16 protein-coding genes are annotated in these 20,570 nt (G+C 69.4%); 11 read left to right on the top strand and 5 right to left on the bottom strand.

The features are described 5' to 3' along the window. Nucleotides 1-46 precede the first annotated feature (46 nt). The 4 genes from ACFUNE_RS35275 to ACFUNE_RS35260 form a co-directional block, all read right to left on the bottom strand. Nucleotides 47-1,249 carry a glycoside hydrolase family 1 protein gene (locus ACFUNE_RS35275; RefSeq protein ID WP_383576646.1) on the bottom strand — a complete coding sequence of 401 codons (1,203 nt, stop codon included), beginning with the start codon at nt 1,247-1,249 and terminating at the stop codon, nt 47-49. Nucleotides 1,250-1,329: 80 nt separating this feature from the next. Next, nucleotides 1,330-2,205: a carbohydrate ABC transporter permease gene (locus tag ACFUNE_RS35270; RefSeq protein ID WP_383576644.1), complete on the bottom strand. Its 876-nt coding sequence runs from the start codon at nt 2,203-2,205 to the stop codon at nt 1,330-1,332. Beyond that, complete coding sequence (locus tag ACFUNE_RS35265) at nt 2,202-3,188, bottom strand: carbohydrate ABC transporter permease (RefSeq protein ID WP_383576642.1); 987 nt, start codon at nt 3,186-3,188, stop codon at nt 2,202-2,204. The genes ACFUNE_RS35270 and ACFUNE_RS35265 overlap by 4 nt, the downstream gene beginning before the upstream one ends. Before the next feature lie 5 nt (nt 3,189-3,193). Then, nucleotides 3,194-4,438 carry a sugar ABC transporter substrate-binding protein gene (locus ACFUNE_RS35260; RefSeq protein ID WP_383576640.1) on the bottom strand — a complete coding sequence of 415 codons (1,245 nt, stop codon included), beginning with the start codon at nt 4,436-4,438 and terminating at the stop codon, nt 3,194-3,196. A 270-nt stretch (nt 4,439-4,708) separates the two neighbouring features. On the opposite strand from ACFUNE_RS35260, the gene ACFUNE_RS35255 reads away from it, so the two are divergent. Beyond that, nucleotides 4,709-5,683: an acetylxylan esterase gene (locus tag ACFUNE_RS35255; protein WP_383576638.1), complete on the top strand. Its 975-nt coding sequence runs from the start codon at nt 4,709-4,711 to the stop codon at nt 5,681-5,683. Between the two features lie 102 nt (nt 5,684-5,785). On the opposite strand, the gene ACFUNE_RS35250 is transcribed toward ACFUNE_RS35255, so the two are convergent. Beyond that, nucleotides 5,786-6,841, bottom strand: coding sequence for a LacI family DNA-binding transcriptional regulator (locus ACFUNE_RS35250; RefSeq protein ID WP_383576704.1), 1,056 nt, complete (start codon nt 6,839-6,841; stop codon nt 5,786-5,788). A 194-nt stretch (nt 6,842-7,035) separates the two neighbouring features. Between ACFUNE_RS35250 and ACFUNE_RS35245 the strand changes: the two genes are divergently transcribed. The 10 genes from ACFUNE_RS35245 to ACFUNE_RS35200 all read left to right on the top strand — a co-directional run bounded on the left by ACFUNE_RS35245 (nt 7,036) and on the right by ACFUNE_RS35200 (nt 20,508). After that, nucleotides 7,036-7,503 carry a MarR family winged helix-turn-helix transcriptional regulator gene (locus ACFUNE_RS35245; protein WP_383576636.1) on the top strand — a complete coding sequence of 156 codons (468 nt, stop codon included), beginning with the start codon at nt 7,036-7,038 and terminating at the stop codon, nt 7,501-7,503. Beyond that, entirely contained in the window at nt 7,500-8,930 is a 1,431-nt protein-coding gene (locus ACFUNE_RS35240) for an MFS transporter (RefSeq protein ID WP_383576634.1), read from the top strand. Before ACFUNE_RS35245 ends, ACFUNE_RS35240 begins: the two co-directional genes overlap by 4 nt. Nucleotides 8,931-9,045: 115 nt before the next feature. After that, entirely contained in the window at nt 9,046-9,597 is a 552-nt protein-coding gene (locus tag ACFUNE_RS35235) for an isochorismatase family protein (RefSeq protein ID WP_383576632.1), read from the top strand. A gap of 193 nt (nt 9,598-9,790) precedes the next feature. Then, nucleotides 9,791-12,040, top strand: a complete 2,250-nt coding sequence (locus tag ACFUNE_RS35230) for an ABC transporter family substrate-binding protein (protein WP_383576630.1) — start codon at nt 9,791-9,793, stop codon at nt 12,038-12,040. Nucleotides 12,041-12,374: 334 nt separating this feature from the next. Beyond that, nucleotides 12,375-14,249 (top strand): translational GTPase TypA, encoded by a 1,875-nt coding sequence (gene typA, locus ACFUNE_RS35225; protein ID WP_383576628.1) that lies wholly within the window; start codon nt 12,375-12,377, stop codon nt 14,247-14,249. Nucleotides 14,250-14,691: 442 nt separating this feature from the next. Next, a complete protein-coding gene (locus ACFUNE_RS35220) occupies nt 14,692-16,317 on the top strand; it encodes an ABC transporter substrate-binding protein (RefSeq protein ID WP_383576626.1) in 1,626 nt (541 codons plus the stop codon). A 119-nt stretch (nt 16,318-16,436) separates the two neighbouring features. Further along, nucleotides 16,437-17,366, top strand: a complete 930-nt coding sequence (locus ACFUNE_RS35215) for an ABC transporter permease (protein WP_383576624.1) — start codon at nt 16,437-16,439, stop codon at nt 17,364-17,366. Then, the gene (locus ACFUNE_RS35210; protein ID WP_383576622.1) at nt 17,359-18,303 is read left to right on the top strand and encodes an ABC transporter permease; all 945 of its coding nucleotides are present in this window, start codon (nt 17,359-17,361) and stop codon (nt 18,301-18,303) included. The genes ACFUNE_RS35215 and ACFUNE_RS35210 overlap by 8 nt, the downstream gene beginning before the upstream one ends. An 11-nt stretch (nt 18,304-18,314) precedes the next feature. After that, on the top strand, nt 18,315-19,373 hold the full coding sequence (locus ACFUNE_RS35205) for an ABC transporter ATP-binding protein (RefSeq protein WP_383576620.1): 1,059 nt from the start codon (nt 18,315-18,317) through the stop codon (nt 19,371-19,373). Further along, nucleotides 19,366-20,508 (top strand): ABC transporter ATP-binding protein, encoded by a 1,143-nt coding sequence (locus ACFUNE_RS35200; RefSeq protein ID WP_383576618.1) that lies wholly within the window; start codon nt 19,366-19,368, stop codon nt 20,506-20,508. Before ACFUNE_RS35205 ends, ACFUNE_RS35200 begins: the two co-directional genes overlap by 8 nt. Nucleotides 20,509-20,570 lie beyond the last annotated feature (62 nt).

The following is a 20,570-nucleotide window of genomic DNA, read 5'->3' as shown; positions in this document are numbered from 1 at the left end:
CCGCACCGCAGGGAGCCGTCAGGCGATCCCTGTCCGGGGGCCGGTCTCAGCCGGCGGTGCGGGGCAGCTCGCGGGAGCGGCCGAGGGAGCCCAGCCACTCGGCCGAGGGACGCGCGGTCCGCTCGAAGGTCTCCCAGTCGACGCCGATCAGGCCGAACGTCGGCTTGAACGAACCCCACTCGTAGTTGTCGAGGGCGCTCCAGGCCAGGTAGCCCCGGACGTTCAGCCCGTCCTCGATCGCGGAGGCCACCTCGCTGAGCGCGCCCGTGTAGTAGTCGACGCGGCGGGTGTCGTCGGAGGTGGCGATGCCGTTCTCCGTGACGATCAGCGGCATGTCGGCGCCGATGACCTCGGCGGTGTGGCGCAGGGCGTGCCCGACGGCGGCCGGGTAGTACTCCCACTGCGTCAGCGTCCGCTCGACGCCGGCGGACGCGGGGACCGGGCCGTCGGCGCCGATCTCCGTGCGGGTGTAGGACTGGACACCGATCCAGTCGTCGCCGCGGGCGGCCTCGATGAAGACGTCCTCGCGCGGGTGGCGGTAGGCGGCGGTGACGTCCTCGGCGCCCGGGCGGGCCTGGTAGACCTGGTTGGCGATGGTCCAGCCGACCTGGATCCCCGCGTCGATCGCCCGGACCTCCTTCACGGCCGCGTGGTGCGCGGCGATGACCGCCTCGGTCGTCTCGTCGTCCGGGGTGGGCAGCCCGGCGGGCGGGAAGCCGATGTCGCCGCGCTTCGCCTGGCCGGCCATCACCGCGATCATGTTCGGCTCGTTGATCGTGCAGACGTGGCCGACGCCCTCGGAGATCACCGGGGCGCAGGCCGCGACGTACCGGGCGAAGAGCTCGGTGGCGCCGTCCGCCGTCCAGCCGCCGCGCGCCTCGAACCACTGCGGCACGGTGAAGTGGTGCAGCGTGACCATCGGGCGCAGTCCGCGCGCGATCGCTCCTTCGACCATGCGCCGGTAGTGGGCCAGCTCGGCCCGGGAGAACCGCCCCTCGAGGGGCTCGATACGCGCCCACTCGATCGAGAAGCGGTAGTCGGTGAAGCCCAGGGACGCCAGCAGGTCCATGTCCTCGCGCCAGCGGTGGTAGCTGTCGCAGGCGTCCAGGCTGGGCTCCTGGATGTGGGTGCCGGTGGAGTGCTCCTTGACCCACCAGTCGCTGTCGGTGTTGTTGCCCTCGATCTGGTGGGCGGCGGTCGAGGCGCCCCACAGGAAGCCTTCGGGGAACGGGACAGGGGCGTGCGTCATCGCGGAGTGTCTTTCTGTGCGTGAAGGGGCGTGGCCGCGGGGTGGGGTGCGGCCTCGTGTGCGTACGTGGGGCGGGCGGGCTACTTCATGCCCGCCGTGGCGATGCCCTGGGTGAAGTGCCGCTGGAGGGCGATGAAGAGGATCAGCACCGGCAGGACGACCAGGAAGGCCCCGGCCATGAGCATGCCGTTGGAGCCGCCCGCCTTGTTGGGGTCGGTGGCGAACGTGGCCAGGGCCACCGGCAGCGTGTACTTGTCGGGGTCGTTGGTCGCGATCAGCGGCCAGACGAAGTTGTTCCAGGAGCCGAGGAAGGTGAAGATCGAGAGCGTCGCGAGGGCGGGCTTCACCAGCGGCATGACGATGCGCCAGAAGATGTACCACTCGCCGGCACCGTCCATCCGGGCCGCTTCCAGCAGCTCGTCCGGGATCGACTGCATGAACTGCCGCATCAGGAAGACGCCGAACGCCCCGGCCGCGAACGGCAGCACCAGCCCGGCGTACGAGTCGATCAGCTTCAGCTTGCTCATCAGCACGAACAGCGGCAGCAGCATCAGGTTCCCGGGCACCATCAGGGCGCCGAGGACCACACCGAAGATCTTGTTCCGGCCGACGAACCTCAGCTTGGCCAGGGCGTAGCCGAGCATCGAGCAGAACACCAGGTTCGAGACGGTCACCAGCACCGCCACGATCACGGAGTTCATGAAGTAGAGCGGCAGGTCCAGCTTGTCGAGCAGCTGCCGGAAGTTCTCCAGGGTCCACTCGGTGGGGATCCACACCGGGGGACTGGCCGAGAGCTCGCTCGTCGTCTTGAACGACGAGAGAGCCATCCAGAGGAAGGGTGCCGACATGATCAGCAGCCCCAGGGAGAGCAGGACGTACACCAGCGGACGCTTCAGGTTCCGGGACTTGCCCGTGGGGGCCGTCCGCACGGCACCGGGCGCTCGGCCGACGGTCATTTCGTGTTGTCCTTCAGCAGTCGGAGCTGCAGCACCGTGATGCCCATGATCACCACGAAGAGGACGTACGCCATGGCGCTCGCGTAGCCCATGTGGAAGAAGTTGAAGCCCTCGCGGTACATGTTCAGCGACACGGTGAGCGTGGAGTCGGAGGGGCCGCCCTGGGTCATCACGAACGGCTCCTCGAAGACGTTCAGATAGCCGATGGTCGTGATCACCGTGGCGTAGAGCAGTGTGGGCCGGAGCAGGGGCACCGTGATCCCCCGGAACTCCTGCCACATCCCCGCTCCGTCGAGGCGCGCGGCCTCCCGGACCTCGGTGGGGATGGCCTGGAGGCCCGCGATGAAGAGCACCATGACCGTGCCCACGTTGCGCCAGACCGCCATCGCGATCATCGACGGCATGGCCAGGGCCTCGGAACCGAGGAAGTCCGGTGCGGTGAGACCCACTTCGGAGAAGAGGCCCGCGACGAGCCCGTCGCTCGGGTCCAGGACGAACCGCCACACCACGGCGACCGCCACGATGGTGGTGACCACCGGGGCGTAGAAGCCCACGCGGAAGAAGGTCCTCGCCCGGTCGATGCCGTTGTTCAGCAGCACGGCGACGACCAGCCCGAGGGCGATCGTCAGCGGGACGCCCACCACGACGAAGTACGCGGTGTTGAAGAGCGACTTGAGGAACTTCTCGTCGCCGAACAGCTCGGTGTAGTTCTCGAAGCCGATGAAGTTCGCTTCCCAGGGCCGCGTGACGTTGCGCAGCCCGAAGTCCGTGAAGCTCATCAGCAGCGTGGCGAGGATGGGGAAGGCCATGAAGACGGTGAACAGGACGAGGAAGGGCATGGAGAACAGCCAGCCCGCCGCGTTCTGCACACCCATCGAGGGCTTCCTGCGCCCGGGCTCGTCCCGGCCGGCCCGGGGCGTGGGTGCCCCGGGGTCGTCCTTCACCTCGGCCGGCTGCGCGGCCCCTGCGGTCGTGGTGCCCATGGCTGCTACTTCACGAGGCCTTCGATGTCGGACTGCGCGGACTTCAGCGCGTCCTCGGCGGAGGCCTTGCCCTGCGTCACCTTCGCGATCGCCTGGTCGACCTTGTCGGTGATCTCCGTCAGCTGTGCCGTGGACGGCGAGGACTTGGCGGTGTCCATCTGCTTCCTGAAGACCTGGAGGTTCGCGTCGTCGGCGAGCTTGCCGGAATCCCAGGCCGCGGTGTTCGCGGGGAGGTCCTTCGTGCGCGCGTACCAGTCGGCCTGGCCCTCGGTGTCCGTGAGGTACGTGATGAAGTCGGTGGCCGCCGCCTTGTGCTCGCTGTCCTTGGAGACCACCAGCGAGGAACCGCCCGCCATGGACACGGAGGACGTGCCGGCCGGGACGGGGGCCACGGCCCACTTGCCCTTGATCTGCGGCTGGCCCTCGTCGAGCAGGGTCACGTGCCACGGGCCGCCGAAGAACATGGGGACGCGGCCGTTGCCGAAGTCCTTCACGACGTCGTAGCCCGGCTGCACCGACTTGTTGGCGAGGCCCTTGTCGAAGTAGGTGCCGTACTCCTTCAGCGCGCTGACGGCCTCGGGGCTGTCGATGACCGCCTCGCCCTTGTCGTCGAGGATCGCGCCGCCGGCGGAGTAGAGGAAGGGGTAGAAGTTCTGCACCGTGTCGAGGCCGCTGGGCTGGATGGAAAGCCCCCACTTGGTGCCGGCCTTCTCCTGGTACGCGGTCGCCAGGTCCCGCATCTCCTGCCAGTCGGCGGGGGCCTTGTCGACACCTGCCTTCTCGGCCAGGTCGGTGCGGTAGTACAGGACGCGGGTGTCGACGTACCACGGCACGCCGTACGCGGTGCCGTCCACCTCGCCCTGCTCCCAGCCGGCGGGGAAGAAGTCCTTCTTGTCGAACGTCTTCGTGTCGACCGGCTCCAGCACGCCGAGCTCGGCGAACTCTCCCATGTAGCTGCCGCCCATCTGCGCCACGTCCGGCATCGTGCCGGCCGCGGCGGCGGAGACGAGCTTCTGGTGGGCGACGTCCCAGCCGACCGGGGTGACCTTGACAGTGACGTTGGGGTTGGCCTTCTCGTAGACCTCGGCCACCTCGGCCAGCTTCTCGCCCTCGGCCCCCATGGCCCAGACGGTGAGCGTCTGCTTCGCGTCCGCGGCGACGTCGTCGCCGCCGGAGCTGCCGCAGGCGGAGAGGCCGAGGGCGAGCGCCACGGCGGTGGCGGCGGAGGCGGTTCTGGCGGTGCGGGACATGGAGGGCTCCTCCTTGAGCAATCCGAATGTATGCGCTGCCTGTAAGCGCATACATCACTCTGCGACAGCCGTCCGGGAATCCGCAAGAGGGTGCTGGGTCACACTCGTGCAACGTGCCCGACACCTGGGGCCGGGTCGTGGCACCGTAAGCACACCGTTTGCGGTTTTGAAGTGGATGTGACCGATTCCGCTCCGTTGGGCGGGACCGCAGGGTTCCGCGGGCGGAGAATGCACATGATCCGCAGGGCGCGCGGCCCTACTGTCCTGCTCATGACTTCGTTCGCGCACGACTTCCCGTTCGACCCCGCCTACGGCCTGACCCTCGACGACCTGTCGCGCATACCGGCACCCGCTGCCCCCGAAGACTTCGCGGCGTTCTGGAAGGCGCGTCACGACGAGGCGCGCGCGGTCGACACCGCCCCTGAGGCGGGCCCGGTCGAGGAGGAGCGCGACGGGGTCCGCCTGCACGGCGTGACCTACACGTCCGTCGGAGGCGTACGCATCGGCGGCTGGCTCGCGCTGCCCGTCGAGGGCGAGGTGGAGCACGGTTTCGTCGTCGGGCACGGGTACGGCGGCCGCCAGGGGGCCGGGCCCGACGTGCCGCTGCCGCTGTCCCGGTCGGCCGCGATCCTGCCCTGCGTCCGCGGCATGGGGTCCCGCAGCCGGCTGCCGGGCGTGCCGGACGAGGCCGCCGGGCACGTCCTGCACGGCATCGGGTCGCGCGACACCTACGTCATCGGTGACTGCGTGGCCGACCTGTGGTGCGCGGCATCGGCGCTCCAGGAGCTGCTGCCCCGGCTCGCCGGCCCGGGCCGCCTCGGCTACCTGGGGGAGAGCTTCGGCGGCGGGCTCGGAGCACTCGCGCTGCCCTGGGACGACCGGTTCGGGGCCGCGCAGCTCACCGTCCCCACCTTCGGCAATCATCCGCTGCGGCTCACCCTGCCCTGTGACGGCAGCGGGGAGTCGGTACGCGCCCACCACCGTCAGTACCCCGAGGTGACGGAGGTGCTGCGGTACTTCGACGCGGCGACGGCCGCCATGTCGCTGGAACTGCCGACGCTGGTCGCCGCGGCCCTGTTCGACCCCGCGGTCCCGCCGCCGGGGCAGTTCGCCGTGCACAACGCGCTGGCCGGGCACCGGGAGCTGATGGTGCTGCGGGCGGGCCACTTCGCGTACGAGGGGCTCGCGGAGGAGGGTGCCGAGCTCACCCGGCGGCGCGAACGCTTCTTCGGGGCGTGGCTCTGAGGGCTGCGCCCGCGCCGCCCGGGCGCGCGCGTTCCGCGCCCGGCGGGATCGGCCGCAGCCCGCCCGGCGCGCTGCGGGATCGGCGCGGCTCTCCCGGCGGGATCAGCCGCAGCCGCAGCTCGCCCTGCGGGCCAGGGAGACGGGCAGCTCCAGGGAGACCGGGTCGCGGGTCGGGTCCGCCAGTCGTTGCACCAGCAACTCCACCGCCTGCTCGCCCAGCTGCCGGATCGGCTGTCGCACGGTCGTCAGCGAAGGGCGCACGATCCGGCTCAGCGGGATCCCGTCGAAGCCGGTCACGGCGATGTCCTCGGGCACCCGCACCCCGCGCCGCTCCAGTGCGCGAAGCGCCCCCACCGCCATCTGGTCGTTGGCGAAGACCATGGCCTCCGGCCGGTCCGTGCCCCGGTCGAGCAGCGTCTCGGCGGCCCGCGCGCCCTCGGCCCGGGTCATCATCCCGGTCCGCAGGTCCGGTGAGTCCGGGACCGGCAGTCCCGCGTCGCGGCACGCGTCCCGGAAGCCGCGGAACCGTGCCTCCGCGTCGGGGGAGTCCGGCCCACCCCCGACGAAGGCCAGACGGCGCAGCCCGTGGTCCTCGATCAGATGCCGGGCCAGCTCGCGCTCCCCGGCGGCGTTCGCGACGACGAGGTGGTCGAGGTGGTCGATCTCGCGTGGTCCGGCGAGCATCACCACCGGCAGCCGGCGCGATATGACCTCGAGGTCCTCGGTCGGCACGGTCTGCGCCAGCACGGCGAAGCCGTCCACTCGTCCCGCCACCTTGGCGACGAGGCTCTCCGGGCCGCCCTCCAGCGAGGCGGCGATCAGCAGGGCGTAGCCGTGGCGGCGGGCCGCCCGCTCCATGCCGCGGATGATCTGGTCGGAGTAGAGCATCGCCGCGTCGTCGGCCCCGCTGTCGGTCTCCGCGTCCGCCTCGGCGTCCGGATCGGCGTAATCGGGGAAGCAGAGTCCCAGCACCCCGGTGGTGCGGCTGGCCAGCCCCCGGGCGTTCCCGCTCGGTACGTAGCCGAGTGCGCGGGCCGCCTCCAGGACCCTTTCGCGGGTCTGGGCGCGCACGGAGTCGGGGTTGCGGTAGACCCGGGAAACCGTGGCGATCGAGACGCCCGACCGCTCGGCGACGTCGTACACCGTAGGGGCGCTCACTCGACCGACCGTCCGCTTCTTCTTCGTACGCTGCACCCGCTGCTGCGGGTGGCGGCCCTCGTCTGAAAGCGCATTCATGCTAGATCGCGGGCCGGGCGGCGGGCAACAGCGGCCCCTGCCGCGCCGTCCGTGCTTTGCCCAATAATGGACAGGCTGCCTTGCAAGATGTCCTGTCCATCTTTACCGTGGCGTACATGTCCGAAACGTCCGAGACCCCTCAGCCGCAGCACCCCGGCGACCCGAGCGCGGAGCGCGTGGCCACGGATCTCTCGGACGTCGTCGGCCGACTGCTCAGGCGGCTGCGGAGCTCCTCGGCCGACAGCCTGCTCACCCCCTCGCAGCGCTCGGTCCTCGCCAGGCTCCAGGACGGCGGACCGGCCACCACGGCGGCGCTGGCCCGGGCCGAGCTGGTGCGGCCCCAGTCGATGCGGCTGACCCTCGGCGCGCTGGAGAGCCGGGGGTTCGTCACCCGGGCACCCGATCCGGAGGACGGCCGCAAGTCGGTCGTGTCGGTCACCGAGGGGGGAAGCGCCACCCTGGCGGGCGTGCGGGCCGCCAAGCGGAGCTGGCTGGCCGAGGCGATCGCCGCCGAGCTGGACGGGGCGGAGCGCCGCTCACTCGCCGAGGCCGTCGAGCTCATCGGCCGTCTGGTCGACAAGTGACCCGGTACGGGACGGACCTGACCCCCGCCGCACCGGTGGCGGGAAGCCTGCCCGCCGGACCGGCCCGGCGGGACACCGGGTTCAGCGCTCGCCTCACCGCGCCGCTGCTGATGGGGTCCCTGCTCAACCCGCTCAACACCACGATGATCTCCACCGCCCTGGTGGCCATCGGGCACTCCTTCGGCATCGGGGCGGCCGACACCGCCTGGCTCATCTCCGTCCTCTACCTCGCCAGCGCCGTCGCCCAGCCGGTCCTCGGCAAGCTCGCCGACACCCTCGGCCCGCGCCGGGTCTTCCTGGCCGGCCTCGTCGTCGTCATCGCGTCCGGACTGGTCGGCGCGCTGGCTCCCGGCTTCGGCACGCTGATCGCCTCCCGCCTGCTGCTCGGCATCGGCACGTCGGCCGCCTACCCGGCGGCCATGGCCGTCCTCCGCGACGAGTCGCGGCGCCTCGGCCGGCCCACCCCGCGCCCCGTGCTGGCCAGGCTCTCCTTCGCCGCCCTGGGCAGCGCCGCCGTCGGCCCCGCCCTCGGCGGGCTGCTCGTGTCGGTCGTCGGCTGGCGCGGCATCTTCGCGGTCAACGTGCCGATCGCGCTGCTCGCCCTCGGCGCCGCACTGCTCTGGGTCCCGGCGGACCCGCCGCGCGAGCGGTCCGCCGACGGGAGCACGCCGAAGCTCTCCCTCGACCCCCTGGGCATCGGCCTGTTCGCCACGGCGCTGACGCTGCTGGTGTTCTTCCTGCTCGACCTCGCCCACCCGCAGTGGTGGCTGCTCGCCCCCTTCGCCGTGCTGACGGCCGTCCTCGTCCGCTGGCAGCTGCGCACGCCGCAGCCGTTCATAGACATCCGGATGCTGGCGGGCAACGGCCCCCTGCTGCGCACGTACGTACGCCACGGGCTCAGCTATCTCCTCATCTACTGCGTCATGTACGGCTACACGCAGTGGCTGGAGGAGGCCCGCGGCTTCTCCTCGGGCCACACGGGGCTGCTCATGCTCCCGATGTCCGTCACGGCGCTCGTCTGCTCGCTGCTCGGCGCCCGGACGAAGGGCCTGCGCGGGCCGCTGACCGCGGCCTGCCTCCTGCTCACCGCCGGTGCGGGGATCCTGCTGTTCCTCACCGGTGACACCCCGCTCGCCGTCCTGCTGCTCGCCGGAGCGTGCTTCGGTGCCCCGCAGGGGCTCATCGGCACCAGCAACCAGGCGGCCGTCCAGGCCCACGCGCCCCCGGAGGCGATCGGCGCGGCGGCCGGGCTCCAGCGCACCGCCCAGTACATCGGGGCCATCACGGCGTCCAGCCTGATCGCCCTCGCCTACGCCGACGCGGCGAGCGACGCCGGACTGCACCTCATGGCGGCGGTCTCCGTCGTGCTGGCCGTCCTGCTGGCCGTCCTGACCCTCACCGACCGCGCCCTGCGCGCACGCACCTGATCCCACCGACCTCATCCACCCGCGCCCTGCGCGCACGCACCTGATCCCGACCGACCTCACCCGCCCGCGCCCCGCGCGCACGCACCTGATCGCAAGCACCTCAAGGAGTACGCACATGACCGCCACCGTCCTGGACCCCCGGACCGCACTCGTCGTCGTCGACCTGCAGAAGGGCATCGTCGCCCTTCCGACGGCGCACCCGACCGGCGACGTCGTCGCCCGCTCCGCGGTCCTCGCCGACGCCTTCCGCGCCAAGGGCCTCCCGGTCGTCCTGGTCCGCGTCACCGGGGGAGCCCCCGGCCGCAACGAAGGGAAGGCGCCGTCCGGCAAGCCCGCGGCGGACTGGGCCGACCTGGTACCCGAGCTCGGCCCGCAGGACGGCGACATCGTCGTCACCAAGCAGCAGTGGGGCGCCTTCCACGGCACGGCACTCGACCTCGAACTGCGCCGCCGCGGCATCACCCAGGTCGTGCTGACCGGTGTCGCGACCAGCATCGGCGTCGAGTCCACCGCCCGCGCCGCCCACGAGCACGGCTACCACGTCACCATCGCCACCGACGCGGTCACCGACATGGACGCGGACGCCCACAGCAACAGCGTCGAGAAGATCTTCCCGAGGCTCGGCGAGACCGACACCACCGCCGCGATCGTCGAGCTGCTGGGCTGACCGCCGCCGGGCCGGAACCGGGGCCGCACGGGTGACTTCCGCGGCCCCACCGGCCGTGTCTGCCTCCCCCCGCGCGTGCAGGTGCGTTCAGTGGATCAGCGAATCAATGTGATCAACTGCAAATGCCACCAGAACGCATCATCCGGTCCATTCCGGTACGGGGTGGACCGGGCCGGCCCCGGAGGTATCAGCCATGGCCCACGTCGGTGTCCCGCGCGGGACGGCCCGGAAGCGCCGCTCGGTCGCGCTCCTGGCGACAGGTGTGCTCACGATCCCGGTACTGGCGGGCTGCACCTCGGACAGCGAGGGGCCCGCCTCGGTGGCCTTCCCGCAGGACATCGCCCCGGCCTCCCGGGACCGGGTGACCGAGGGCTCCACCCTCACCTGGGCGATCGACGCGGTCCCCGCCACCCTCAACGCCTTCCAGGCGGACGCCGACAGCGCGACCACGCGGATCACCGGCGCCCTCCTTCCCTCCCTCTTCCCGATGGACGCGCGGGGGGAGCCCCGGCTCAACCCCGACTACCTGGAGTCGGCGAAGGTCATCGAGCAGGAGCCCAAGCAGGTCGTCCTGTACAAGCTCGACCAGCAGGCCGTGTGGAGCGACGGCCGGGAGATCGGCGCCCCCGACTTCGTCGCCCAGTGGCGCGCGCTGAGCGGCAAGGACTCCGCCTTCTGGACCGCGCGCAACGCCGGGTACGAGCGGATCGAGAAGATCGAGCGCGGCAAGGACGACCTGCAGGTCCGGGTCACGTTCGCGAAGCCGTACGCCGACTGGCGCTCGCTCTTCTCGCCGCTGTACCCGAAGGAGGTGACGGGTTCCCCCGGCACCTTCAACGACGGTGCCAGGACCACCCTCAAGAACACCGCGGGACCGTTCCGGCTGCGCAGCGTGAGCAAGGCGAAGGGGACGGTCGTGCTCGACCGGAACCCGCGCTGGTGGGGCGACGAGGCCAAGCTCGAGTCCCTGGTCTTCCGGGCCGTCGCGCCCGAGGACCGCACCGCGGCCCTGACCAAGGGCACGGTGGACGTCGCCGACATCGACCCGGCAGCGGCGAACAGCATCGCCCTCGCGGCCCGCTACCGGGGCGGGAACGGGCAGCAGCCCGCCCACGGCCCGGGAGCCGACACCACCCCCGCCTCCGCCCTGCGCTCCTGGGCGCTGGCCCACGGCTCGGACGAGGAGGCCGCCGAGACGGCGCAGGCCGCCCGGGAGAAGAGCCGGGAAGCCGTCGCCGTGTACGCGGCCGAGCAGAAGTCGCTCCGCGGTTTCGCCGTGCGCAAGTCCCTGGAGCCCGCCTACACGCAGCTCGCGCTGAACGGCGAGTCCGGGCCCCTCTCCGACGACAGGGTGCGCCGCGCCATCGCCCGCACCCTGGACCGGCAGGAGCTCGCCGATTCCGTGCTGAAGCCGCTCGGCCTGCCGGCGAAGCCGCCCGGCAGCCACCTCGCCCTGGCCGGGCAGCCCGCCTACAAGGACGGGAGCGGGGCGCTCGGCGACCGGGACACCAAGGAGGCGCAGGCGCTGCTGGCCGACGCGGGATGGACCGTGGGCGGGGCGGTCCGCAAGACCGAGGACACCAAGGCGGGCAGCGAGGCCGAGAAGAAGAAGGCCGAGGAGAAGGCGGCCGGCGAGAAGAAGGCGGCGGACGACAAGACGGCCGAGAAGGGCGACAAGGCCGCCGAGAAGGACGAGAAGGCCGCCGAGAAGGCCTCGCGCGACGAGGGGAGCTACGTCGTCGGCGACGACAAGGCGGGCGAGCGCCCGGCCGGCGACGCCGAGGTCACCGCCCAGGACAAGCGTCCCGGCGGGGCCGCGGGCGCCTACGCCCCCGCGGGGACCGCGGCACCGGCGCCCGCCTCGGTCAAGGACCGGCTCGGCAAGGGCGGCAAGCCGCTGAGTCTGCGCTTCGTCCTGCCCTCGGGCCCCGGTTCGCAGTCGCTGCGCGCCGTCGGGGAGAAGATCGTCGCGATGCTGGACTCGATCGGCATCAGCACGCAGGTCACCAAGGTCGACGACGACAGCTACTTCAAGGACCACATCGCGTCCGGCGCGTACGACATGGCGCTGTACTCCTGGCCCGCCACCGCCTACCCGGCGACCGACGGCCGCCCGATCTTCGCCAAGCCGGAGCCCGCCACCGACGGGTCGCTGCTCGTCGAGCAGAACTACACCCGGGTCGGTTCTGACCACATCGACCAGCTCTTCGACCGGGCGGTCTCCGAGCTCGACGCCAACGCGTCGAGGGACCTCCTGAAGCAGGCCGACGCACGGATCTGGGCCGCCGCAGGATCGATTCCGCTGTATCAGAGGCCACAGCTGGTCGCCGTCGACAAGAAGCTGGCGAACATCGGCGCCTTCGGCTTCGCCGCGCCTCGCTACCAGGACATCGGATTCACCGGCAAGGAAGCGGCAGGTTCCCCCGCGAATCGTAAGAAGTAGCAGGTCAAAGCCACACCAGAAGCTCAGATGCAGCTCAATTCCCTTGCCCGCCGGAGCGCCCGGCGGGCAAGGTGGTGTCCGCCCCGACCCGGGCCGCCCGCCTTCCCACACCCCTTGCCGTCCGGCCGCCCGTCGCCTGGACGATGACGTAATACCGCCTGAATATCGGCTGAATTGCGGCCGTAGCCCTGCCCCGGAGATCGGGCCGGGAAGCCCCGGACCCATCGGGCCCGTACCATTGGACTAGCCGTGGCGTGCCGCCCGGCGGGCGTACGAGGACTCGAGACCGACTGAGACGCCTGATCCCACGATCCGAGAGAAGCGCAAGCCACCCATGCCCACGCGCCACGACATCCGTAACGTAGCCATTGTCGCCCACGTCGACCACGGCAAGACCACGCTGGTCGACGCCATGCTCAAGCAGGCGGGCGCCTTCGCCGCGCACGCCGCCGAGAACCTCGACGAACGCATGATGGACTCGAACGACCTGGAGCGTGAGAAGGGCATCACGATCCTGGCCAAGAACACGGCCGTCAAGTACCACCCGAAGGATGGCGGCGACGTCATCACCATCAACATCATCGACACCCCCGGCCACGCCGACTTCGGTGGTGAGGTCGAGCGCGGCCTGTCGATGGTGGACGCCGTCGTCCTGCTCGTCGACGCATCCGAGGGCCCGCTCCCGCAGACGCGTTTCGTGCTGCGCAAGGCGCTGACGGCCAAGCTGCCGGTCATCCTCTGCATCAACAAGACGGACCGCCCGGACTCCCGGATCGCCGAGGTCATCGACGAGACGTACGACCTCTTCCTGGACCTGGACGCCGACGAGGACCAGATCGAGTTCCCGATCGTCTACGCCTGTGCCCGTGACGGCGTCGCCTCGCTGACCAAGCCGGAGGACGGCAGCGTCCCGCCGGACAGCGACAGCCTGGAGCCGTTCTTCAGCACCATCCTCTCCGCGGTCCCGGCCCCGGAGTACGACGAGGACGCCCCGCTCCAGGCGCACGTCACCAACCTGGACGCCGACAACTTCCTCGGCCGTATCGCGCTCTGCCGTGTGGAGCAGGGCGAGCTGCGCAAGGGCCAGACCGTCGCGTGGATCAAGCGCGACGGCTCGATGTCCAACGTCCGCATCACCGAGCTGCTGATGACCGAGGCGCTCACCCGCAAGCCCGCCGAGAAGGCCGGGCCGGGCGACATCTGCGCGATCGCCGGTATCCCGGACATCATGATCGGCGAGACCCTGGCCGACCCCGAGAACCCGATCGCGCTGCCGCTGATCACGGTCGACGAGCCGGCCATCTCGATGACCATCGGTGCGAACACCTCGCCGCTGGTCGGCAAGGGCGGCAAGGGCCACAAGGTCACCGCCCGTCAGATCAAGGACCGTCTGGACCGGGAGCTCGTCGGTAACGTCTCGCTCCGTGTCCTGGAGACCGAGCGCCCCGACGCGTGGGAGGTCCAGGGCCGCGGTGAGCTCGCCCTGGCCATCCTCATCGAGACCATGCGCCGCGAGGGCTTCGAGCTGACCGTCGGCAAGCCGCAGGTGGTCACCAAGCAGGTCGACGGCAAGACGCACGAGCCGATCGAGCGCATGACGATCGACTCGCCGGACGAGCACCTCGGTGCCATCACGCAGCTCATGGCGACCCGTAAGGGCCGCATGGAGACGATGACGAACCACGGTTCGGGCTGGGTCCGCATGGAGTGGATCGTGCCGTCCCGAGGCCTCATCGGCTTCCGTACGGAGTTCCTGACCCAGACCCGCGGCACGGGCATCGCGCACTCCCTCTTCGAGGGCCACGAGCCGTGGTTCGGCGACCTGCGCACGCGCCACAACGGCTCGCTGGTCGCGGACCGCGCCGGCGTCGTGACACCGTTCGCGATGGTCAACCTCCAGGAGCGCGGTGTCATCTTCACGGAGGCGACCACCGAGGTCTACGAGGGCATGATCATCGGTGAGAACTCGCGCTCCGACGACATGGACGTGAACATCACCAAGGAGAAGAAGCTCACCAACATGCGTGCGGCTTCCGCGGACACCACCGAGAACGTGGTGCCCGCCCGCAAGCTGTCGCTGGAGCAGTCGCTGGAGTTCTGCCGCGACGACGAGTGCATCGAGGTGACCCCGGAGACCGTGCGTATCCGCAAGGTCGTCCTGGACCAGAAGCAGCGCGGCCGTACGGCCTCGCGCGCCAAGAACGGCTGACCTGACCGGAGCGGGCCTCTCCGGCCTGCGAACCGTCGGTACGAGCCATTGACACGAGGCCCGGATCCCCGCAGACACTGTGGGGGTCCGGGCCTTTCGTCAACTCGTTTTCCTGACCGACGTGTCCGCATATCGTGCGTCGCTCTCCGGAACATGTGTTAACAGTCCGTTTCGGGGGTGTCTGTCTGGGCTCCCTTTGTCCGGATTTCGGGCAACCGCACCTTCCCGATGTTGTCAAACCGAGACCCTTTAAGTGTGGTTTACAGCCCGGTGTTACTTAATAGTTGGCTCCATTGAGCTCGGGTCAATGGGTCGGCGCACTGTGGGGAGTGCGGACTCACGAGCACACTCGGGGCACTGAAAACGATCGCCGTCAGGGGTGTCGGTGGATCTCTCCAGTGCCCCTCTTGTAGTCAAAAGTGGACTCATGAGGAGGAAACCCATGCGCGGTGCCAAGAGCGCCAAGTGGGTCGCGGGAGCGGCAATCATCGCCCTGGCCGCGACTGCCTGTGGCGGGGGCGACAGTGACGACGGCGGCAACGCCGCTTCGAAGGAGAAGGGCAAGCCCGCGGGCTACGTCTCCGTCGACGTCGGTGAGCCGCAGAAGCCGCTGATTCCGGCCGACACCAACGAGTCGCTCGGCAGCTATGTCATCCAGTCGCTGTTCACCCAGCTGCTGGAGTTCGACGGCGACGGCAACATCGTCTACACGAACGCGGAGTCCGTGAAGTCGGACGACAACAAGACGTGGACGGTGAAGCTCAAGCCCGGCTGGAAGTTCCACGACGGCACCCCGGTCACCGCTGAGTCCTACGTCAAGGCGTGGAACTGGTACGCGAACATCAAGAACAACCAGCAGAACGCCTTCTGGTTCGAGGACGTCAAGGGCTACGCGGACGTCCACCCGGAGAAGGGTGACCCCAAGTCCCAGGAGATGTCCGGTCTGAAGGCGGTGGACGACACCACCTTCACGATCGAGCTGGACAAGCCGGTTCCGTACTTCGAGTACAAGCTCGGCTACTACACCTTCGCCCCGCTGCCCGAGGTGTTCTACAAGGACACCAAGGCGTTCGGCCAGGCGCCGGTCGGCAACGGTCCCTACATCTTCGAGAAGTGGGACCACAAGAAGCTCATCCGCGTCAAGGCCAACCCTGACTACCAGGGCCCGAACAAGGCCAAGAACAAGGGCATCCTGTTCAAGAACTACGCGACCGTCGAGGCCGCGTACCAGGACCTGATCTCGGGCAACCTGGACATGATCCGCCAGATCGGCCCGAAGGACCTGCCGAAGTACAAGCAGGACCTCGGTGACCGTACGGTGGAGGAGCCCTACGCGGCCGTCCAGTCGCTGGTCCCGACCTTCTACTCGAAGACCTTCAAGGACATCGACCCGAAGGTCATCCAGGGTCTGTCGATGGGTATCGACCGGGCCACGATCACCAAGACCGTGCTCAACGGCACCCGCGAGCCCGCCACCAGCTTCACGCCCCCGGGCGTCGCCGGTAACCAGAAGCTGGACACGGACGTCTTCACGTTCGACCCGGCCAAGGCGAAGTCGCTCATCAAGGAAGGCGGCGGCGTTCCGGACAACAAGATCTGGATCCAGTACAACGCCGACGGCGGCCACAAGGAGTGGGTGACCGCGGTCTGCGAGTCGATCCGCAACTCGACCGGTGTCGACTGCGTGCCGGACGCCAAGCCGGACTTCCAGACCGACCTGGAAGCGCGTGACAACGACCAGGTCAAGTCGATGTACCGCGGTGGCTGGGTCGCCGACTACCCGCTGAACGTCAACTTCATGCGGGAGCTGTACGGCACCACCGCCGAGGCCAACAACGGCCGGTTCTCCGACAAGGAGGTCGACGCGGAGTTCAAGAAGGGCGACAACGCGGCCTCCCTGGACGAGTCGATCAAGGACTACCAGATCGCGGAGAAGCTCGTCCTCGAGAAGATGCCGGCGATCCCGCTCTGGAACTACAAGATCAACGGTGGCTACGGCAAGTCCGTCGACAACGTCGCGATCGACTTCCGCGGTGACTACGTCATGACCGACGTCACCGTGAAGTAACCACGCCTGAGGGCCCCACTCGGCCATCAGCCGCCCACACAGGCAGTAGGTCCCGGGGGCCGCGCTCCGATATCCGGAGCGCGGTCCCTGGGCTGCATTACCCCTAATCGGAGGCAAACATGGGGCGTTATGTCGCGCGGCGACTGCTCCAGATGATCCCGGTCTTCCTCGGGTCGACCTTGCTGGTCTTCGCCATGATGTACGCGCTGCCCGGCGATCCCGTGCGCGCGCTCGCCGGCGAACAGACCGTCGACCCCGCGCAGATCGCGGCGATGAAGAAGGACCTCGGTCTGGACCTGCCACTCTGGCACCAGTACTGGAACTACCTCGTAGGCCTCTTCCAGGGCGACTTCGGTACCCAGATCGCCAGTGGGCGACCGGTGGCTGACATCATCTCGGAAGCGTTCCCGATCACGATCCGGCTGGCCCTGTTTGCCTTCCTGTTCACGGTCGTCGTCGGTATCTCCATGGGCGTCTTCGCCGGTCTGAAGGCCGACACCCTCCGCGACCGCGGACTGCTCATCCTGACGCTGCTGCTCATCTCGGTGCCGTCGTTCGTGCTGGGCTTCCTCGGCCAGTACTTCTTCGCCTTCCAGCTCGGCTGGGTCGAGCCCAACGTCAGCCTGGAAGCGAGTTCGAGCGAACTGATCCTTCCGGCGGTCGTGCTCGGGTCGCTGTCGCTCGCGTACGTCGCACGACTGACCCGTACGTCGGTGGCGGAGAACCTGCGCTCCGACTACATGCGCACCGCCGTGGCCAAGGGCCTCCCGCGCCGCCGCATCATCGGCGTGCACCTGATGCGCAACTCGATGATCCCGGTGATCACCTTCCTCGGGACGGACCTCGGTGCCCTGCTCGGAGGCGCCGTCGTGACCGAGGGCATCTTCAACGTCAAGGGTGTCGGCTCCGCCGTCTTCGACGCGCTCCGGCACCGCGAAGGCGCCACGGTCGTCGGCATCGTGACGCTGATCGTCGTCGTGTACCTCGCCGCCAGCCTGATTGTCGACCTGCTCTACGCGGTCCTGGACCCGAGGATCCGGTATGCCTGAGACGCTCAAGGAAACCTCCGCGGACGCTTCCGCGCCGATCGCCGCCGTCCCGGCTCCCACCGCCGCGGTCGGCAAGCCCCGCAGCCTCTGGTCGGACGCCTGGCACGACCTGCGCCGCAGCCCGCTGTTCGTCGTCTCGGCGGTCCTCATCGTCTTCCTGATGACGATGGCGGTGTTCCCCGGTCTCTTCACCGGCGCCGACCCGCGCTACGCGGACCTGGCCCACCACTACCTGCAGAAGCCCAAGTGGGGGAACTTCTTCCAGGAGGACTGGTTCGGGTACGACATCCAGGGACGCTCGATCTACGCGCGTGTCGTCTACGGCGCCCGTGCCTCGATCACCGTCGCCGTGGTCGTCACGGTCCTCGTGACGGTCCTGGGCACCGTGGTCGGCATGCTCGCCGGTTACTTCGGCGGCTGGATCGACACGATCCTGTCCCGGGTCACCGACATCTTCTTCGGCGTCCCGTTCATCCTCGGCGCGATGGTCGTCCTGACCTCGTTCGAGGAGCGGCACATCTGGGTCGTCATCCTGGCCCTGGCCTTCCTGGGCTGGACCCAGATCGCCCGTGTCGCGCGCGGCTCCGTCCTGACGATCAAGCAGGCCGACTACGTGATGGCGGCCAAGGCGCTCGGCGCCTCGACCTCCCGCATCCTGCTCCGGCACATCCTGCCCAACGCGATCGCCCCGGTCATCGTCGTGGCGACCATCGCGCTCGGCGGCTACATCTCGGCCGAGGCCACCCTGTCCTTCCTGGGCATCGGCCTCGCCGAACCGACCGTGTCGTGGGGTGTCGACATCTCCTCCGGCCAGGAGCAGCTGCGCAACGCCGCGTTCGTGCTGATCATCCCGTCGGTCATGGTGTCGATCACCGTTCTGGCGTTCATCATGCTCGGCGATGCGGTACGCAACGCCCTCGACCCCAAGCTGCGCTGAGGGAGGCGTACATGACCATCATCGAAAAGACGGCGGATGTTCCTGCTCCGCGTGGTTCGAACGACGAGAGCGGCCCGCTGCTCGAAGTCCGTGACCTGCACGTGGAGTTCCACACCCGGGACGGCGTGGCCAAGGCCGTCAACGGCGTCAACTACAGCGTCAGCGCCGGCGAGACCCTCGCCGTGCTCGGCGAGTCCGGCTCCGGCAAGTCCGTGACCGCCCAGGCGATCATGGGCATCCTGGACATGCCCCCCGGCCGCATCCCGAAGGGCGAGATCTTCTTCCGCGGCCAGGACATGCTCAAGATGTCCAACGAGGAGCGCCGGCAGATCCGCGGCCAGAAGATCGCCATGATCTTCCAGGACGCGCTCTCCTCGCTGAACCCGGTCCTCTCCGTGGGCTACCAGCTCGCCGAGATGTTCCGCGTGCACCAGGGCCTCTCCAAGAAGGAGGCCAAGACCAAGGCCATCGCGCTGATGGACCGCGTGCGCATCCCGGCGGCCAAGGAGCGGGTCAACGACTACCCGCACATGTTCTCCGGCGGTATGCGCCAGCGCATCATGATCGCGATGGCTCTGGCTCTGGAGCCCGACCTGATCATCGCGGACGAGCCCACCACGGCGCTCGACGTGACCGTCCAGGCGCAGGTCATGGACCTGCTCGCGGAGCTCCAGCGCGACTACAACATGGGCCTGATCCTGATCACCCACGACCTCGGCGTGGTCGCCGACGTCGCGGACAAGATCGCGGTGATGTACGCGGGCCGGATCGTCGAGACCGCTCCGGTCCACGAGATCTACAAGCGCCCCGCGCACCCGTACACCAAGGGCCTGCTGGAGTCGATCCCGCGCCTGGACCAGAAGGGCCAGGAGCTCTACGCGATCAAGGGCCTGCCGCCCAACCTGCTGCACGTGCCGTCCGGCTGCGCCTTCAACCCGCGCTGCACGATGGCGCAGGACATCTGCCGTACCGAGATCCCGGCCCTGCGCCCGGTGACCGAGAAGGACGGCACCGAGCTGGCCGGCCGCGGCAGCGCCTGCCACTTCTGGAAGGAGACGATCCATGGCTGAGCTCGACAAGGAGTCCGTGGACGCCACCCCGAACGTCACCGAAGTGGCGACGGTCAACGCGGCCACCGAGACGGAGGCCGTCGCGGCCCTCGACGCCCCGGTGTCGCAGGGCGAGCCGATCCTCCAGGTGCGCAACCTGGTCAAGCACTTCCCGCTGACCCAGGGCATCCTGTTCAAGAAGCAGGTCGGCGCGGTCAAGGCCGTGGACGGGATCTCCTTCGATCTCTACCAGGGCGAGACCCTCGGCATCGTGGGCGAGTCCGGCTGTGGCAAGTCCACGGTCGCCAAGCTCCTGATGACGCTGGAGCGGGCCACCGCGGGTGAGGTCTTCTACAAGGGCCAGGACATCACCAAGCTGTCCGGCCGCGCCCTGAAGGCCGTGCGCCGCAACATCCAGATGGTGTTCCAGGACCCGTACACCTCGCTCAACCCGCGCATGACGGTCGGCGACATCATCGGGGAGACCTTCGAGATCCACCCCGAGGTGGCTCCGAAGGGCGAGCGGCGCCGCAAGGTGCAGGACCTGCTCGACGTCGTCGGTCTGAACCCGGAGTACATCAACCGGTACCCGCACCAGTTCTCCGGCGGCCAGCGCCAGCGCATCGGGATCGCCCGCGGCCTCGCGCTGAACCCGGAGATCATCATCTGCGACGAGCCGGTCTCCGCGCTCGACGTGTCGGTGCAGGCGCAGGTCATCAACCTGATGGAGAAGCTCCAGGACGAGTTCAACCTCTCCTACCTCTTCATCGCGCACGACCTGTCGATCGTCCGGCACATCTCGGACCGGGTCGGCGTCATGTACCTCGGCAAGATGGCCGAGATCGGTACGGACACGCAGATCTACGACCACCCGACGCACCCCTACACGCAGGCGCTGCTGTCGGCGGTCCCGGTCCCTGACCCGTCCGCCCGTGAGGGCCGTGAGCGGATCATCCTCTCCGGTGACGTCCCGTCGCCGGCGAACCCGCCGTCCGGCTGCCGCTTCCGTACGCGGTGCTGGAAGGCCGAGGACAAGTGCGCCACCGAGGTGCCGCTGCTGGCGATCCCCGAGCGCTTCAAGGCCTCGGAGACCCCGGCCGCGCACGAGTCGGCGTGCCACTTCGCCGAGGAGAAGGACGTCGTCCACGCGGCGTAGCACCTGATCGGTCCAACGAGGACGCCCGGCCCCCACGAGGGGGCCGGGCGCCTTTGCGTTCC

Source organism: Streptomyces sp. NPDC057287 (genome assembly GCF_042667905.1).
GTDB lineage: Bacteria > Actinomycetota > Actinomycetes > Streptomycetales > Streptomycetaceae > Streptomyces.
Note: the sequence above shows the minus strand (reverse complement) of the source record. Positions and strands in the feature narration are given on the sequence as shown.